Source organism: Pseudomonas sp. GG8, from assembly GCF_052976945.1.
Window position 1 is genome coordinate 529425 of the sequence record NZ_JBRIIP010000001.1, and the last position, 15860, is coordinate 545284.

The 15860-nt window shown below is 57.5% G+C and carries 15 protein-coding genes; 9 read left to right on the plus strand and 6 right to left on the minus strand.

Annotated elements, in window-relative coordinates; all coding sequences use genetic code 11:
- The 3 genes from ACVBEG_RS02565 to ACVBEG_RS02575 all read right to left on the minus strand — a co-directional run bounded on the left by ACVBEG_RS02565 (nucleotide 1) and on the right by ACVBEG_RS02575 (nucleotide 2847).
- Nucleotides 1-459 carry a tripartite tricarboxylate transporter TctB family protein gene (locus ACVBEG_RS02565; protein WP_322181549.1) on the minus strand — a complete coding sequence of 153 codons (459 nt, stop codon included), beginning with the start codon at nucleotides 457-459 and terminating at the stop codon, nucleotides 1-3.
- Between the two features lie 64 nt (nucleotides 460-523).
- Nucleotides 524-1504, minus strand: a complete 981-nt coding sequence (locus tag ACVBEG_RS02570) for a Bug family tripartite tricarboxylate transporter substrate binding protein (protein ID WP_322181547.1) — start codon at nucleotides 1502-1504, stop codon at nucleotides 524-526.
- Between the two features lie 47 nt (nucleotides 1505-1551).
- Entirely contained in the window at nucleotides 1552-2847 is a 1296-nt protein-coding gene (locus ACVBEG_RS02575; protein ID WP_322181545.1) for an OprD family porin, read from the minus strand.
- A gap of 217 nt (nucleotides 2848-3064) precedes the next feature.
- Between ACVBEG_RS02575 and ACVBEG_RS02580 the strand changes: the two genes are divergently transcribed.
- Nucleotides 3065-3736: a response regulator gene (locus ACVBEG_RS02580; protein ID WP_322181543.1), complete on the plus strand. Its 672-nt coding sequence runs from the start codon at nucleotides 3065-3067 to the stop codon at nucleotides 3734-3736.
- Entirely contained in the window at nucleotides 3729-5138 is a 1410-nt protein-coding gene (locus ACVBEG_RS02585; protein WP_322181541.1) for a sensor histidine kinase, read from the plus strand. The genes ACVBEG_RS02580 and ACVBEG_RS02585 overlap by 8 nt, the downstream gene beginning before the upstream one ends.
- Here ACVBEG_RS02585 and ACVBEG_RS02590 read toward each other — a convergent pair.
- Nucleotides 5132-5953 carry an HDOD domain-containing protein gene (locus ACVBEG_RS02590; RefSeq protein ID WP_322217663.1) on the minus strand — a complete coding sequence of 274 codons (822 nt, stop codon included), beginning with the start codon at nucleotides 5951-5953 and terminating at the stop codon, nucleotides 5132-5134. The two genes, ACVBEG_RS02585 and ACVBEG_RS02590, sit on opposite strands and share 7 nt — an antisense overlap.
- Before the next feature lie 106 nt (nucleotides 5954-6059).
- Complete coding sequence (gene ygfZ, locus ACVBEG_RS02595) at nucleotides 6060-7001, minus strand: CAF17-like 4Fe-4S cluster assembly/insertion protein YgfZ (protein ID WP_322181537.1); 942 nt, start codon at nucleotides 6999-7001, stop codon at nucleotides 6060-6062.
- A gap of 159 nt (nucleotides 7002-7160) precedes the next feature.
- On the opposite strand from ygfZ, the gene ACVBEG_RS02600 reads away from it, so the two are divergent.
- Nucleotides 7161-7415 carry an FAD assembly factor SdhE gene (locus tag ACVBEG_RS02600; protein ID WP_322181535.1) on the plus strand — a complete coding sequence of 85 codons (255 nt, stop codon included), beginning with the start codon at nucleotides 7161-7163 and terminating at the stop codon, nucleotides 7413-7415.
- Nucleotides 7399-7866: a protein YgfX gene (locus ACVBEG_RS02605; protein WP_322181533.1), complete on the plus strand. Its 468-nt coding sequence runs from the start codon at nucleotides 7399-7401 to the stop codon at nucleotides 7864-7866. The genes ACVBEG_RS02600 and ACVBEG_RS02605 overlap by 17 nt, the downstream gene beginning before the upstream one ends.
- Here ACVBEG_RS02605 and nadB read toward each other — a convergent pair.
- On the minus strand, nucleotides 7835-9451 hold the full coding sequence (gene nadB, locus ACVBEG_RS02610) for an L-aspartate oxidase (RefSeq protein ID WP_322181531.1): 1617 nt from the start codon (nucleotides 9449-9451) through the stop codon (nucleotides 7835-7837). The genes ACVBEG_RS02605 and nadB overlap by 32 nt on opposite strands.
- A gap of 508 nt (nucleotides 9452-9959) precedes the next feature.
- On the opposite strand from nadB, the gene rpoE reads away from it, so the two are divergent.
- From rpoE to lepA, 5 genes are all read left to right on the plus strand, one after another.
- On the plus strand, nucleotides 9960-10541 hold the full coding sequence (gene rpoE, locus ACVBEG_RS02615) for an RNA polymerase sigma factor RpoE (RefSeq protein ID WP_219062107.1): 582 nt from the start codon (nucleotides 9960-9962) through the stop codon (nucleotides 10539-10541).
- 31 nt (nucleotides 10542-10572) lie between these two features.
- Nucleotides 10573-11166 carry an anti sigma-E factor RseA C-terminal domain-containing protein gene (locus ACVBEG_RS02620; protein WP_322181529.1) on the plus strand — a complete coding sequence of 198 codons (594 nt, stop codon included), beginning with the start codon at nucleotides 10573-10575 and terminating at the stop codon, nucleotides 11164-11166.
- An 8-nt stretch (nucleotides 11167-11174) separates the two neighbouring features.
- A complete protein-coding gene (locus ACVBEG_RS02625; RefSeq protein WP_322181527.1) occupies nucleotides 11175-12143 on the plus strand; it encodes a MucB/RseB C-terminal domain-containing protein in 969 nt (322 codons plus the stop codon).
- 312 nt (nucleotides 12144-12455) lie between these two features.
- Complete coding sequence (locus ACVBEG_RS02630) at nucleotides 12456-13877, plus strand: DegQ family serine endoprotease (RefSeq protein WP_322182832.1); 1422 nt, start codon at nucleotides 12456-12458, stop codon at nucleotides 13875-13877.
- 179 nt (nucleotides 13878-14056) lie between these two features.
- Nucleotides 14057-15856, plus strand: coding sequence for a translation elongation factor 4 (gene lepA, locus ACVBEG_RS02635; RefSeq protein ID WP_322181525.1), 1800 nt, complete (start codon nucleotides 14057-14059; stop codon nucleotides 15854-15856).
- The last annotated feature ends 4 nt before the right edge of the window (nucleotides 15857-15860 follow it).

Sequence of the window (15860 nt, forward strand, 5' to 3'; positions counted from 1 at the left end):
TTAATTCTCCAGAACGTCGAGCAGGCCCAGCGGCAACGGAACGTCCATGGCTTTATCGAACAACAGGTAAAGGCCGACGCTGATCAAGGTCACGACCACCACGCTCAGCTTCCAGCGACCGCCGTACAGACGGGCCATGGGGATGCCGATCAGGATGCTGCTGAGGATGAAACCCAAGGGTTCGAACAGGCCGGCGAAAATAAGGAGCAAAACCGTGCAAGTGGCGATTTTGATCAGGGTAGGGCGGTCCAGTTGAGGGTCTTCTTCGCTGTGGACGAGGGGTGTCGGGCGAAACAGCATGTACAGCAAGCCCAGGCCCATCAGCCCCAGCATCAGCAGGGGAAACGCCCGAGGTCCTACAGGTTCATAGGAAAATGCGGCCTGATAAGGCCAGGCCATGAGCGCAAGACCGACGCACGCCAGCAGCAACGCCGAGGCGAAAATTCGTTGTAAGAGCATGGGTAACTCCTGTGTCGCGTCGCCTCGAATGGGCGACGCAACCACTGATATCAATTGAGTTCAATCACTGAATCAGGCCGAATTCCTTGGCCAGGATCTTGTAGTCGGCGACCTGCTTCTTCACGTACGCGTCCAGTTCCGGGCCCGTCATGGCAAAGGGAAACAGTTCGCGCTGGTCACGTAGCTTGGCGAAGTCATCGGAGGCCAGCAGTTTGTCGAAGGCCGCTTTCCACCAGGCGTAGTCTTCGTCGCTGACTTTTGGCCCGAGGTAGAAGCCGCGTACCACCGGCCAGACGATGTCGTAGCCTTGTTCCTTGGCGGTCGGAATGTCTTTCATTTCCGGCTCGTCCAGGCGTTTTTCGGAGAACACGGCGAGCAAGCGCATGTCTCCGCTAAGGATGTGCGGCATGGAGTCGGAGATGTCGGTGCTGCCTACTTGAATGTGCCCGCCGAGCAACGCGGTGGCGATTTCACCGCCGCCTTCAAGGGCAACATAACGCAGGTCACGCGGGTTGATGCCCGCGGCTTTGGCGATCAGGGCGGTCTGCATCCAGTCTTGGCTGCCGACGGTGCCCCCGGAGCCGATCACCACTTTGCTAGGGTCTTTTTTCAGCGCTTCGACCAGGTCGTTGAGGTTCTTGTAGGGCGAGTCGCTTTTCACGGCGATGGCGCCATAGCTGGTGCCGACCGCCGCGAGCCAGCGCACGGCGTTCTCATCGAAGCGGCCGAACTTGCCCTGTGCCAGGTTCAGCAGCGAGCCGCTGGACCAGGCCACCAGCGTGCCGGCGTCGGCCGGTCGCTGGGCAACCACTGCGTTGTACGCCACTGCGCCGACACCGCCGGGCATGTAGGTCACGCGCATCGGTTTGCTCAGCAGCTTTTCGTTGACCAGCGCGCTCTGTGCCAGCTTGCAGGTCAGGTCAAATCCGCCCCCCGGTGAGGCCGGAGCGATGCATTCCGGGCGCTTGGGTTCAGCTGCGAGCAGTTGGGTAGCCACTAGCATGCAGCTGGCGGCGAGGGCGAAACGACGCAAAGATAAAGTCATGGTTGTCTCCAGGGGAGTTGTTATTTTGGGCCCAGCTGTTCTAACGATTACCAGATCGCGACCGTGTAACTGACGAGCAGGCGCACTTCATCGGCGTCCCGGGCGAAGTTCGATCGGTACGTGGCGTTGCGCAGGCGCACGGCGACGTTTTTCAGTGCGCCGCTCTGTACCACGTATTTGATTTCGCTGTCGCGTTCCCACTCTTTGCCTTCGCCGTCATGGCTCGCCACTTTAGCGTTGTCACCACTGACGTAGCGGCTCATGAATGTCAGGCCGGGGACGCCCAGCTTGGCGAAGTCATAGTCGTAACGCGCTTGCCAGGAATGCTCGTTGGCTTCGGCGAAATCACCGATCTGTACGAAGTTGATGAGGAACGGATCGCTGCCATCCACATACGGGAAGGCGCTGTCACCGGACATGTGCTGATAGCCCGCGCTGAACTTATGACCAGTGAGGCTGTAGCTGACGATGCCATTGAATGATTTGTTGTCGATGTTACCGCCGCGAGCCGAACCCTGATCGCCGCTGACCGCGAAACGCACATCAGTGGCCAGGGTGCCTGGGCCCACGGGTTGCGAGGCGACAAGGCCGACAAAATGCTGGTCGTAGACCTGATCAAGTTGAGCAAAGTGATAGCTGGCAGTGATTTTGTCGGTGAGTTTGTAATCAAACCCGGCCATGTCGAAGTGATCACCCGTCACCGTGCCAGCGAAGCGTTTGTTCTTGTTGTTCAGCGCGATGTCTTCGCTGCTGGTGTCATCGCGGTCCTTGACCTTCTCCAGACGACCGCCGGTAAAAGTCAGGTTCTTGAACTCTCTGGAGGTGAGCATACCGCCTTCAAAGGTCTGCGGCAGGATGCGCCCGTCATTGGGCTTCAACGTTTGCAGCTCAGGGATCAGCGTGCCGACTTTCAGTTCGGTGGCCGAGATTTTCATCTTGCCCGTCAGGCCCCACTTGGAATATTCGTCGGCGGCGCGGCCATTGTCGTGGGTCGGTAGTAGGCCGGTGCCAGTGCGATCCGGGCTTGAGTCGAGCTTGATCCCCAACATGCCAATGGCATCCACGCCGAACCCGACGGTGCCTGCTGTGTAGCCTGACTGGACGTTGAGGATAAAGCCCTGGGCCCACTCGTCGCGCTTGGATTGCTGGGCGCTGGTGCCGTCGCGGAAGTCGCGGTTGAAGTACATGTTGCGGGTTTCCAGGCTGGCGCTGCTGTCGTCGATAAAATCGGCGTAGCTGAGCGGGCTGAAACCGGCAAGGGCAACGGCGCTGGCAAGCGCGGAGGGGTTTAGGCGAAGGGGACGAGCAGGCGAGGCGGCCTGAGTCTGCAAGGACAGCGTCATGAAATACTCCGTTGTTGTTATTATTTTTTTAATAAAACCTTTGAAAACGCTTCAAGGCGCTTTTCAGTTTTGCGGCAGGTATAAGCCACCGTAGCGCGATGCTAGAAGGTGAAACTTTCACTAACCTTTCAGCTGTCGTTGATTTTTTCTGTGCTTCACAGCCAACGATGCGGCTGTAAACTCCGCGCCTTATAAGCCCAAGAATCTGGAGAAGTCGATGCGTGTTCTTCTCGTCGAAGACCATCTGCAATTAGCCGAAAGCGTGGCTCAAGCCCTCAAAAGTATGGGTTTGACCGTGGACGTTTTGCACGATGGGGTGGCCGCCGATTTGGCGTTGAGCAGTGAGGAATATGCCGTCGCGATTCTGGACGTGGGCTTGCCGCGCATGGACGGTTTTGAAGTGTTGGGCCGCTTGCGGGCCCGAGGGAAAAATCTGCCAGTGCTGATGCTGACCGCGCGGAGCGATGTCAAAGATCGTGTGCACGGCCTCAATCTGGGTGCTGATGATTATTTGGCCAAACCCTTTGAACTGACCGAGTTGGAAGCACGGGTCAAGGCGTTGCTCCGCCGTAGCGTGCTCGGCGGCGAACGCCAGCAGCGTTGCGGGGTGCTGGTCTATGACCTCGACACTCGGCGCTTCACCCTGGGCGATGAGCTGCTGGCCCTCACGTCTCGTGAACAGGCGGTGCTTGAAGCGCTAATCGCCCGACCCGGCCGGGTGATGAGTAAAGAACAGTTGGCGGCGCAAGTGTTTGGCCTCGATGAAGATGCCAGTCCCGACGCCATCGAAATCTACGTACACCGCCTGCGCAAAAAGCTTGATGGCCAACCTGTTGTCATTGTTACGTTCCGCGGTCTTGGCTATTTGCTGGAAAGCCGTGATGCTTAAGCTGCCTACCCACAGCAGCCTGCGTTGGCGGTTGTTGTGGAACCTGGGTCTGCTGCTCACCGTATTGATGCTGGCCAGCGGCTTGAGCGCTTACTGGAATGGTCGCGAAGCGGCCGACACGGCCTATGACCGAACCTTGCTGGCGTCGGCGCGAACCATTGCCGCCGGGCTTTCGCAGCGCGACGGCGGTTTGAGCGCGGATGTGCCGTATGTCGCACTGGACACCTTTGCGTATGACAGTGCGGGGCGGATCTATTACCAAGTCAACGACATCGACAAAAAGCTGATCTCTGGCTACGAAAATCTACCCGCGCCGCCGCCGGGCACCTTGCGCACAGATGACTACCCGGCGCTGGCGAGCTTTTACAATGGGCGGTATCAGGGGCAGGACGTACGGGTGGTCAGCCTGCTCAAGCCCGTCAGTGAACCGAACATGAACGGTATGGCGGAGATTCGCGTGGCCGAGACGGAGGAAGCCCGGGTGCGTATGGCGCGCAGCCTGATGGCTGACACGTTATTGCGTCTGGGCATGCTCGGCATGGGCGCGTTGGTGTTGGTGTGGTTCACCGTCAGCGCGGCGTTGCGTCCGCTGGAGCGTTTGCGTACTGCGGTCGAAGAGCGCCAGCCCGACGATCTAAGGGCGTTGCCGCTTGTGGAAGTCCAGCGTGAGTTGCGCCCGCTGGTGGGTGCGCTCAATCACTTCACCGAACGTCTGCGCGTGCAGTTTGAGCGTCAGGCGCAATTCATCGCAGATGCCGCCCATGAGTTACGCACACCATTAGCCGCGCTCAAGGCGCGTATCGAATTGGGGTTGCGTGATACCGATCCGGCAAACTGGCGCACCACTCTGGAATCAGCTGCGCAGGGCACTGATCGTCTGACGCATCTGGCCAATCAATTACTGTCTCTGGCACGTATCGAAAACGGTGCGCGGGCGATTGCTGAAGGGGGCGCCCAGTTGCTCGACTTGAGCCAACTGGCTCGCGAGCTGGGCATGGCCATGGCGCCGCTGGCCCATGCGCGTGGTGTTGCGTTGGCGCTGGAGGCCGAAGACCCTGTGTGGCTGCGCGGCGAGCCGACATTGCTCAACGAATTGCTGAGCAATCTGGTGGATAACGCCCTGGCGCATACTCCGACGGGTGGCAATGTGATTCTGCGGGTGAGGGCACCCTGCATTCTTGAAGTCGAGGACGACGGCCTGGGGATCCCTGAAACAGAGCGTGAACGGGTGTTTGAACGCTTCTATCGGCGTCAGCAGCAGGGTGCGGGGTCAGGCTTGGGTTTGGCGATTGTCGGTGAGATCTGTCGCGCACATCTGGCGCAGATCAGCCTGCATGACGGTGCCGAAGGCGGTTTGAAGGTGCGGGTGAGTTTTGTCCCTGTTCAAAACGGCGCTCAATAGAGCATGTTCATGGCTTCATTCATTTCGGAAACAAGACGGCCATCGCCAAGGTCCAGACCCAGCCGGGCGAAGGCAGGCAAGCTGCTCAGTTCAATTCCAGCATAAGGATGGCTGGTGCCGTGGTAGCTGTGCACCGTTGCAATCTGCACCAGATCGACGTAATCGGCACACTCCGACTGGCGGGTGAAATCCTGGAACTGCCCCGGCACCTTGGCGAGCGGCTCCGGGAACTCCCAGCTGATGAGCAGTTTTTCACCGATAATCGGGTGAATATGCTCGATCACATGGTTGAGGCTGACGGAGTCCGAGAGCAGTTCGTAATGGTCTTCGGCGTACGTCAGGATTGGCAGTACACCAATCAGGTGCACCATGCCCGCCAAGGTCGCTTGATCCGGTTTAAGCTTCGAGTAGGTGCGGCACAGCTTGTAGCTGATACCCGCAACTTGCAGGCTTTGCTTCCAGATATCGCGCATCTTGCGCTCTACCACCTTGGATTTGGCCTGAAACATCTGCTCCACCACCAGTCCGATTGCCAGATTGCAGCTGTAATTGATCCCCAGCCGGGTGATGGCGGTGTGCAGGTCGCTGACCTCGACACTGGCGCGCATCTGCGGGCTATTCACTACTTTGATCAGGCGTGCTGAAAGCGCGGTATCGCCGCCGATTACCTTGCTCAGTTCGCTGACGCTGATGTCAGGATTTTCGGCGGCGAGACGAATTTTCAGCGCAACTTCCGGCAGTGTTGGCAGAAACAGAGCATCGTTATTGATCGCCTTGATCAAGTCCGCTTGCACGTTGTCAGCCATGTCGCTCATGTCGAATCTCTTGGTATTGCGTGATCCGAGCCCTAAGCGCTCGACGAGCGCTTGGGGTGATTTTTCGGTTTTTTGGTTTGAGCGGGGAAGAGGGTACTTGCCGCGATCAACGCTGGGTTTCGAGCTTGGCGTCCAATGTATAAGGCAGGTCGGTCAACAGCAGCGCCGGGCCTTCCAGAGTGCCGAGTCGGATATTCCCGTCCTCCACCGCTTCGGCCTGCAACACCGCCAACAGCTCGATACCGTTGGTTGCCTGCGCGGCAATCACGACTTCGCCCACGGCGCTGGCATGAACCGGCGAGAACAGTGGCGTGCCGGGCTCAGGGATTTCAGCGCCAGTCAGGGTCAAGCGATACAGTCGTCGCTTGAGTTTGCCCAGGTACTGCATGCGCGCGACGATTTCCTGGCCGGTGTAGCAGCCTTTCTTGAAGCTCACGCCGCCCACGGCTTGCAGGTTGATCATCTGCGGAATGAAGGTTTCCCGAGTACCGCCCGTCACTTGACCGATGCCGGCGCGAATCTGACCCAGCAGCCAGTCATTCAATGTGCCCTGAGCCAGTTGCGCCGCAAGACGAGCCCGTACGTTTTCGGCCTGATCGGCCGGCACCCACAGTTCAGTACGGGCAGGAGATACGCGAATGGCGATCAGGCCATTGGCCCGCGTCACGCTGTCTGACGCTTGCGGCACATCCAGCCCCAGCGCTATCAGTGTGTCGTCGCCGTTGCTGAGGCCGAAACGGACCCAGGCCGGGCTTTCGTCGGTCAGCTTTGATTTGGAGAACACCGCATATTTCTTTAAATCAGCCAATTGCGGCTCAATCAGTTCAGACGCCATTGCCAGCAGGCAGCCATCGCCTTCAAGCAGGATGCGGAAGCTCGATTGCATGCGGCCTTTCTGCGTGCAGCGTGCACCCAGGGTCGCGGTGGTGTCGTTCAGGTAATTGAGATTGCAGCTCAATTGGCCCTGTAGGAACTTGCTGGCGTCAGGACCGCGGACGGCGAGAATGCCCTCGTGGGACAGCGTGCAGAAAAAAGCTGAGTCGGCCATTAGTCATCGCAGAGTAAAAAGTCTGGGCACCATGATAGTGCGGTGTCTGCAGAATGGGTACAGGCGCGATCACACGTCGTTGAAAACTGCTGCGACCAAAGCGCAGTGCGCCTTCTGGAACTGCGCCTGTATACTTGCCGCCTATTTGAGGAGCGCTCCATGGTCGATGACGTTGAACTCAACCGGCTTTATTGGCACAGCCGTCGTGGCATGCTTGAGCTGGACGTGTTGCTGGTACCTTTTGTAAGGGAGGTTTATTCCACCCTTAATGCCGAAGATCGCGATCTTTATCGCAAATTGCTGACGTGTGAAGATCAGGATATGTTCGGCTGGTTCATGCAGCGCGCCGAATCTGAAGATCCGGAGCTGCAGCGCATGGTTCGCATGATTCTGGATCGTGTCCAGCCGAAGTGATCGTTTCGAATGCCGTTGGCAGGCCTCACGGCTCCTGCTGACGGCCTATCTGATCGCTCAGGCGTTGGCCCTGGTTTCGTTATATTTTCTTGATGTCCCCGACTGGGCAGGCGCGCTCGGTGTTTTGCTGTGCCTGATGCATGGAGGCTGGGCACTGCCGCGCTTCATTTTACTGAGCAGTCCCTCGGCGTTCACCGGTTTACGCCGTGATGCTGACGGTTGGCAGCTTTGGAGTGCTCGTTCAGGCTGGAAGGCGGTGCAACTGCGTCGAGACAGTCTGGCGCTGCCTTTGGCGGTGGTGCTGCGTTTTCGTCTGGCAGGAGCGTCTGGCGTCGTTGGGCGGCGGGTGCGCAGTGTGTGCATTCCACGCGACGCGTTGGCGCCGGAAGTACACCGGCGTTTGCGCGTGCGGTTGAAGTTCAGCCGACGTAGGTGGGCGGCACCAGAATAGTGTCCAGGGCCTCAGGCAGCATGTCTGGGTAGTCCAGCGTGTAGTGCAATCCCCGGCTTTCCTTGCGTTCCATGGCCGAGCGGATCATCAACTCTGCCACTTGCGCTAGGTTGCGCAGTTCGATCAGGTCGCGGCTGACTTTATAGTTGCTGTAGAACTCGTCGATCTCGTCCAGCAGCAAGCGCACCCGATGCTGGGCACGTTGCAAGCGCTTGTTGGTGCGCACGATACCCACGTAGTCCCACATGAACCGCCGCAACTCATCCCAGTTGTGGGCAATGATCACGTCTTCGTCGGAGTCGGTGACCTGGCTTGCATCCCAGGTCGGTAGCGCCTCAGGCTGGGGTACATTGGGCAGTTGCTCAACGATATCGGCGGCGGCAGAGCGGGCGTAGACGAAGCATTCCAGCAGCGAATTACTGGCCATGCGGTTGGCGCCGTGCAGGCCGGTGAAACTGGTTTCGCCGATGGCGTAAAGGCCTGGCACGTCGGTGCGGCTCTGTTCGTTGACCATCACGCCGCCACATGTGTAATGCGCGGCCGGCACCACCGGGATCGGCTGCTTGGTGATGTCGATGGAAAACTCAAGGCAGCGCTCGTAGACCGTCGGGAAATGGGTCTTGATGAATTCTGCCGGTTTATGGCTGATGTCCAGGTACACGCAATCAACGCCCAGACGCTTCATTTCATGGTCGATAGCTCGGGCCACGATGTCTCGTGGCGCCAGTTCGGCCCGAGGATCGAAGCGCTGCATGAAGCGCTCGCCGTTCGGCAGTTTTAGCCAGGCGCCTTCTCCGCGCAGGGCTTCGGTTACCAGAAAACTTTTGGCTTGTGGGTGATACAGGCAAGTAGGGTGAAACTGGTTGAATTCCAGATTCGCCACCCGGCAACCGGAGCGCCAGGCCATCGCTATGCCGTCACCGCAGGCTCCGTCAGGGTTGCTGGTGTACAGGTAAACCTTCGCCGCGCCACCGGACGCCAAGGCGGTAAAGCGCGCGCCGTAGGTGTCGACTTCGCCGGTGGCGCGATTGAGCACGTAGGCGCCCAGGCACCGTTGACCGTCCAGACCCAAGCGACGTTCGGTGATCAGATCGACCGCGACGCGCTGTTCCAGTAGTTCAATGTTGGGCCTGAGCCGGGCTTGCGCGAGCAGGGTTTTGAAAATCGCAGCGCCTGTTGCATCGGCGGCATGGATGATACGCCGATGGCTATGGCCACCTTCCCGGGTCAGGTGAAACTCGAAACCGCCGTCTTCCGTGGTTGACTGGTCATCGCGAGTAAACGGCACGCCTTGGTCGATCAGCCACTGAATGGCCTCGCGGCTGTGCTCGACGGTGAAGCGCACAGCGTCTTCATGGCACAGGCCACCGCCAGCATTCAGGGTGTCTTCGACATGGGATTGCACGGTGTCGGTGTCGTCCAGCACGGCGGCAACGCCGCCCTGGGCCCAGAATGTCGAGCCGCTGGCCAGGTCGCCCTTGCTCAAAACGGCAACGCGTAAATGGCTCGGTAAGGTTAGCGCAAGGCTCAGCCCTGCGGCACCGCTGCCAATTACCAGGACGTCGTGTTGGAAATGTTGGCTCATGTCTGAATTCCGAGCTTGGCGGGCACTAGTATATAGAGGGGTGGATCGGCACAATAGCCGCGCTTTTATGGCATTGTGAAACCACGGCGGGCTCGGATTGTGCTCCAGTCGGAACGATGATGCACACCGTTTTCCCTGCAAAAGGGTCCGTGTTGCGATTGTTTCAAGGCTGAATCAGCATTTACTCGAGAGCCGCAGTGAGCTTCTTACACCTGAGCGCGGACCCCGGGAACTTTTCATGCACGCCTGGGCTCAATAGCAGGTTGCCTATAAAGGAACATGTTGGGTATTTGCGGGGGGTCAAAAGCAGCTTCCACCACGCGCGTATTCGACGACAAGATTATTCACGTAGCCGGCCATGTCCGGGCTGCGTTTTTCGTGCGGGTCTGATGACTGCCCGCAGGAAACTTGCTGAGAGGGGAGAACTTTTGCGCAAAGCCCGAGTCTATGTTTGCAAGCCTGTTCAAGGGTTGATGCAACACTCCTTCAGCTTCAATGAGGAGCGTTCATGTTGACCCAGGAAGAAGATCAGCAGCTGGTCGAGCGCGTACAACGCGGCGACAAGCGAGCTTTTGATCTGCTCGTGCTGAAATACCAGCACAAGATTCTTGGTTTGATCGTGCGATTTGTGCACGACACCCATGAAGCGCAGGATGTTGCACAGGAGGCCTTTATCAAGGCTTATCGTGCACTGGGTAACTTTCGCGGCGACAGCGCTTTTTATACATGGCTGTACCGCATCGCTATTAATACGGCAAAAAACTATTTGGTGTCGCGCGGTCGGCGACCACCGGACAGCGATGTAAGGTCTGAAGACGCGGAGTTCTACGATGGCGATCATGGCCTCAAGGATATCGAGTCGCCAGAGCGCGCATTGTTAAGGGATGAGATCGAGGGCACTGTCCATCGAACTATCCAGTTACTTCCAGAAGATTTACGGACAGCCCTAACTTTACGTGAATTCGATGGTCTGAGTTACGAGGACATTGCGAGCGTCATGCAGTGTCCGGTGGGTACCGTGCGCTCTCGCATTTTCCGCGCTCGGGAAGCCATAGACAAAGCCCTGCAACCCTTGTTGCAGGACTCCTGAGACAGCGGCGATAGCCAAGAGAGGAACCGCCATGAGTCGTGAAGCCCTGCAGGAATCGCTGTCCGCGGTGATGGATAACGAAGCGGATGAATTGGAATTGCGCCGGGTATTGAATGCCTTCGGCGATGCGGATACACGTGCCACATGGTCGCGTTATCAAGTTGCCCGTGCAGCCATGCACAAAGACTTGTTGCTGCCTCATCTGGATATATCGGCGGCTGTTTCTGCTGCGATCGCCGATGAAGTTACTCCGCTCAAGACAAGCCGTAGCCCTTGGCGCAGCTTGGGCCGACTGGCCGTTGCCGCGTCGGTAACCGTTGCTGTGTTGGCCGGTGTACGTTTGTACAATCAGGACGAAATCGCGGGTGTTGAATTGGCGCAGCAAGCCGCTCAGCCAGCGAATCTGTCGGTACCACAAGTAAAAGGCCCTGCAGTATTGGCCGGTTACAACGAAAGCGCCGAGCAAGCCCCGGGTCCGATGGCCAGTGGTGTCTTGCAAGGTCAGACTGGCTGGCATGATCAGCGTCTGCCAGGCTATCTGCGTCAACATGCTCAGCAAGCCGCTTTGAAGGGCACCGAAAGTGCCTTGCCGTATGCTCGTGCTGCCAGCCTGGAAAACCGTTAAGGAGGATCATGCGCGCCATCCCTCTATTACCGCTTCTACTCGTTGGATGGCTGGTTCTTCCGGCGCATGCCGATGACGCGCAAAACATGCTCAAGCGTTTTGCGCAGGCTGACCAGACACAAAGTTTCCAAGGCACTTTCGTTTACGAGCGTAACGGTAGTTTCTCTACCCACCGTATTTGGCATCGTGTGACTGATGGCAAGGTTCGTGAGCATCTGCTTCAGCTGGATGGTTCTGCACAGGAAGTGCTGCGCGTTGATGGGCTTACCCAATGCGTCAGCGGCACGCTTGTAGCCGGGGTAGTCAATGTGCGCGACTCGTCGGCACGGGGTCTTGACTCGAAAAAGCTATCTGCTTGGTATGACATGAAAGTCGTCGGGAAATCGCGGGTTGCGGGTCGTGATGCAATCATCATTTCGATGACGCCTCGAGATCAACACCGCTACGGCGTCGAATTGCACCTGGACAGCGAAACAGCATTGCCGTTGAAGTCGTTGCTGTTGAACGATAAAGGTCAGCTGCTCGAACGCTTCCAGTTTACCGAGCTTGATACCCGGGACATCCCAACCGATCAAATGCTTGAAGTCAGTCCTGATTGCAAGCCGGTACAGATGGTCAAAACCAGGGACGAAGCACCGAATGTTCGTTCCACGTGGCGCTCTGACTGGTTGCCGGACGGCTTCGAGTTGAGCAGCAGTGCGGTGCGCAAGGATCCGGTTACCAAGACTTTGGTGACTAGTTTGATGTACGACGACGGGCTTGCACGATTCTCTGTTTTTATCGAGCCGTTGAACGGAGATGCTGTTACTGATATCCGGACCCAGTTCGGTCCGACAGTGGCGGTGTCGCGTCGGGTGACGACAGCTGTCGGAGACGCCATGGTCACTGTGGTGGGAGAAATACCGATAGGCACCGCAGAGCGGATTGCGCTCTCGATGCGTAGCGCTGATGATCAAGCCCAGCCAGCCACCAAGTGAGCGGCTGGGTAAGCAAGGATTGGAGGCAGTGCCCGGGATGAGAGACGTTTATTTCAGGCTGTTTTCTCTGCAAGGCAAGCCTGTGCTTGTCTTGCGGCCGAGATGCTGACATGTTTGGTGATACTTCCAGGTTGCAAAAAACTTCGATTTTTTTTATAGGTCATGGCTTGGCAGCTCTGGCCTTCGTCGTTTCTGGGGTAAAAAAATGCCCCACAGAGGCGCGCAGCGATTGCTTGTGATGCGCACATGCTCCGCGGGCCCCTTGGCCCGTACTGTTTAACCATGCTCGTTGTGAACGGGAGCCGTATGTTGATTCCACGCTTGAAGTCTTACCTGTCAATTGTCACTGCAGTCCTGATACTGGGTCAGATGGCCACCGCGCAGGCGGAGGCTTTGCCTGACTTCACCGATCTGGTTGTGCAGGCCTCGCCCGCTGTAGTGAACATCAGTACCCGCCAGAAAATGCCTGAGCGCTCTGTCGCGAACGCTCAAATGCCTGATCTGGAAGGGTTGCCACCTCAGCTTCGAGAGTTCTTTGAACGCAACATGCCTAAGGGGCAACGCACGCCCAAAGGTGATCGTCAGCGCGAAATCCAGTCTTTGGGTTCCGGCTTTATTATTTCTGCCGACGGTTATGTGTTGACCAACAACCATGTCATCGACGGCGCGGATGAAATTCTCGTGCGTCTTTCCGACCGTAGCGAGTTGAAGGCCAAATTGATTGGCACTGATCCGCGTACGGATGTCGCGGTCTTGAAGATCGAGGGCAAAGACCTGCCAGTCGTCAAGATTGGCAACTCCGACAAACTGAAAGTCGGTGAGTGGGTGCTGGCCATTGGTTCACCATTCGGCTTCGATCACTCGGTGACCAAGGGTATCGTCAGCGCCAAGGGCCGCAGCCTGCCGAACGATACTTATGTACCGTTCATCCAGACCGATGTCGCGATCAATCCGGGTAACTCCGGCGGTCCGCTGTTCAACATGTCTGGCGAAGTGGTCGGGATCAACTCCCAGATATTCACCCGCTCCGGTGGTTTCATGGGTTTGTCGTTTGCCATCCCGATCGACGTCGCGATGGATGTCGCGAACCAGTTGAAAGCGGGCGGCAAGGTCAATCGTGGCTGGTTGGGGGTGGTGATTCAGGAGGTCAACAAAGACCTGGCTGAATCCTTCGGTCTGGATAAGCCGGCCGGTGCGTTGGTGGCTCAGGTGTTGGAGAACGGTCCTGCGGCGAAAGGCGGCGTGCTGGTGGGTGACGTTATCCTCAGTGCCAATGGTCAGCCGATTGTGATGTCTGCCGACTTGCCACATCTGGTCGGCAATCTGAAAGACGGCAGCAAGGCCGATCTGGAAGTGATCCGTGACGGCAAGCGTAAACACTTGACCGTGACCATCGGCGCGCTGCCCGAAGAAGGTCAGGAAATGGATGTTCCGGATTCTGGCGTCGAGCGCAGCAGCAATCGCCTGGGTGTGTCGGTAGCCGATCTGACCGCTGAACAGAAAAAAAGCTACGACCTCAAGGGTGGCGTGGTCATCAAGGAAGTGCAGGACGGTCCTGCAGCCTTGATCGGCTTGCAACCGGGCGATGTGATCACTCATCTGAACAATCAGGCGATCACGTCGGCCACGAACTTCACCGAGGTTGCCAAGGAGTTGCCGAAGAATCGTTCCGTGTCCATGCGCGTTCTGCGTCAGGGTCGGGCTAGCTTCATCACCTTCAAATTGGCCGAGTAACAGATTGGCGTGACGAAAAGGGCGGTGATCACCGCCCTTTTTTGCACCTGTCGTCCAGAGAATGCGGTTACTGACCGCTGGTGTGGCCTGCGAACGTGACGCCCCAGTCTTCCATCAGGTACAATTCCCGGCTATTTTTCGGCGGGCAATCTGCCTGCAACCTTTTTGAGTGTTGATCCGTGAGTGATTTGAGTCATATCCGCAATTTCTCCATCATCGCCCACATTGACCATGGCAAGTCGACGCTGGCCGACCGCTTCATTCAGATGTGCGGTGGCTTGTCCGAGCGCGAAATGGAAGCTCAAGTCCTCGATTCCATGGACCTGGAACGCGAACGCGGCATCACCATCAAGGCCCATAGCGTTACCCTGTATTACAAAGCGCTGGACGGCAAAACCTACCAGCTGAACTTCATCGACACCCCAGGTCACGTAGACTTCACCTATGAAGTCAGCCGGTCTCTTGCGGCCTGCGAAGGCGCGTTGTTGGTTGTCGATGCGGGTCAAGGGGTCGAAGCCCAGTCCGTCGCTAACTGCTACACCGCTATCGAGCAGGGCCTTGAGGTCATGCCGGTACTCAACAAGATCGACTTGCCGCAGGCCGACCCGGACCGCGTCAAGGAAGAAATCGAGAAAATCATCGGTATCGATGCAACCGACGCGGTCGCCTGCTCGGCCAAGACCGGTCTGGGCGTCGATGAAGTGCTTGAACGTCTGGTTCACACCATTCCCGCGCCGACCGGCAACATCGAAGATCCGCTGCAAGCGTTGATCATCGATTCCTGGTTTGACAACTACCTGGGCGTTGTCTCGCTGGTGCGTGTACGCCACGGTTGCGTACGCAAGGGCGACAAAATCCTGGTCAAGTCCACCGGCAAGGTGCATCTGGTCGACAGCGTGGGTGTTTTCTCCCCCAAACATACGCAGACCGTTGACCTGAAAGCCGGTGAAGTAGGCTTCATCATCGCGGGTATCAAGGATATTCACGGCGCCCCTGTCGGCGACACCCTGACCTTGAACACTACGCCCGACGTGGATGTACTGCCAGGCTTCAAACGTGTTCAGCCGCAGGTGTATGCCGGTCTGTTCCCGGTCAGCTCGGATGACTTCGAGGACTTCCGCGAAGCGTTGCAAAAACTGACGCTCAACGACTCGTCCCTGCAGTATTCGCCAGAAAGCTCCGACGCACTGGGTTTCGGCTTCCGTTGCGGATTCCTGGGCATGCTCCACATGGAGATCATCCAGGAGCGTCTGGAGCGCGAGTACGATCTGGACCTGATCACCACCGCGCCAACGGTAATTTTTGAATTACTGTTGAAGACCGGTGAAACGATTTACGTCGACAACCCGTCCAAGCTTCCTGATCAGTCCGTAATCGAAGACATGCGCGAGCCGATCGTGCGGGCGAATATTCTTGTGCCGCAAGAGCACCTGGGCAACGTCATTACATTGTGCATTGAAAAGCGTGGTGTACAGCACGACATGTTGTTCCTGGGGACTCAGGTGCAAGTGACTTACGACCTGCCGATGAACGAAGTGGTCCTGGACTTCTTCGACCGTCTCAAGTCAGTGAGCCGTGGTTATGCGTCTCTGGACTATCATTTCAACCGTTATCAGTCAGCAAATCTGGTCAAGCTCGATGTATTGATCAACGGTGAAAAAGTCGACGCCCTGGCGTTGATCGTGCATCGCGATACGGCGAATTATAAAGGTCGCGCGTTGACCGAAAAGATGAAGGAACTGATCCCGCGGCAGATGTTCGACGTAGCAATCCAGGCCGCCATTGGCGGGCAGGTTATAGCGCGTACATCCGTCAAGGCACTCAGAAAGAACGTACTGGCCAAATGTTACGGCGGTGACGTAAGCCGTAAGCGTAAACTGCTCGAGAAGCAAAAGGCCGGTAAAAAACGCATGAAGCAAGTAGGTAACGTGGAAATTCCACAGGAAGCCTTCCTTGCAGTGCTCAGGTTGGATAGTTAGGTCC

What these genes read in the sequence shown, in the direction of transcription:
- ACVBEG_RS02625 (WP_322181527.1), top strand. Translation starts at nt 11,175, where the DNA reads ATGCGCGCCATCCCTCTATTACCGCTTCTACTCGTTGGATGGCTGGTT.
- ACVBEG_RS02575 (WP_322181545.1), bottom strand. Translation starts at nt 2,847, where the DNA reads ATGACGCTGTCCTTGCAGACTCAGGCCGCCTCGCCTGCTCGTCCCCTT.
- ygfZ (WP_322181537.1), bottom strand. Translation starts at nt 7,001, where the DNA reads ATGGCCGACTCAGCTTTTTTCTGCACGCTGTCCCACGAGGGCATTCTC.
- ACVBEG_RS02590 (WP_322217663.1), bottom strand. Translation starts at nt 5,953, where the DNA reads ATGAGCGACATGGCTGACAACGTGCAAGCGGACTTGATCAAGGCGATC.
- ACVBEG_RS02620 (WP_322181529.1), top strand. Translation starts at nt 10,573, where the DNA reads ATGAGTCGTGAAGCCCTGCAGGAATCGCTGTCCGCGGTGATGGATAAC.
- ACVBEG_RS02600 (WP_322181535.1), top strand. Translation starts at nt 7,161, where the DNA reads ATGGTCGATGACGTTGAACTCAACCGGCTTTATTGGCACAGCCGTCGT.
- ACVBEG_RS02570 (WP_322181547.1), bottom strand. Translation starts at nt 1,504, where the DNA reads ATGACTTTATCTTTGCGTCGTTTCGCCCTCGCCGCCAGCTGCATGCTA.
- ACVBEG_RS02585 (WP_322181541.1), top strand. Translation starts at nt 3,729, where the DNA reads ATGCTTAAGCTGCCTACCCACAGCAGCCTGCGTTGGCGGTTGTTGTGG.
- rpoE (WP_219062107.1), top strand. Translation starts at nt 9,960, where the DNA reads ATGTTGACCCAGGAAGAAGATCAGCAGCTGGTCGAGCGCGTACAACGC.
- ACVBEG_RS02565 (WP_322181549.1), bottom strand. Translation starts at nt 459, where the DNA reads ATGCTCTTACAACGAATTTTCGCCTCGGCGTTGCTGCTGGCGTGCGTC.
- nadB (WP_322181531.1), bottom strand. Translation starts at nt 9,451, where the DNA reads ATGAGCCAACATTTCCAACACGACGTCCTGGTAATTGGCAGCGGTGCC.
- ACVBEG_RS02580 (WP_322181543.1), top strand. Translation starts at nt 3,065, where the DNA reads ATGCGTGTTCTTCTCGTCGAAGACCATCTGCAATTAGCCGAAAGCGTG.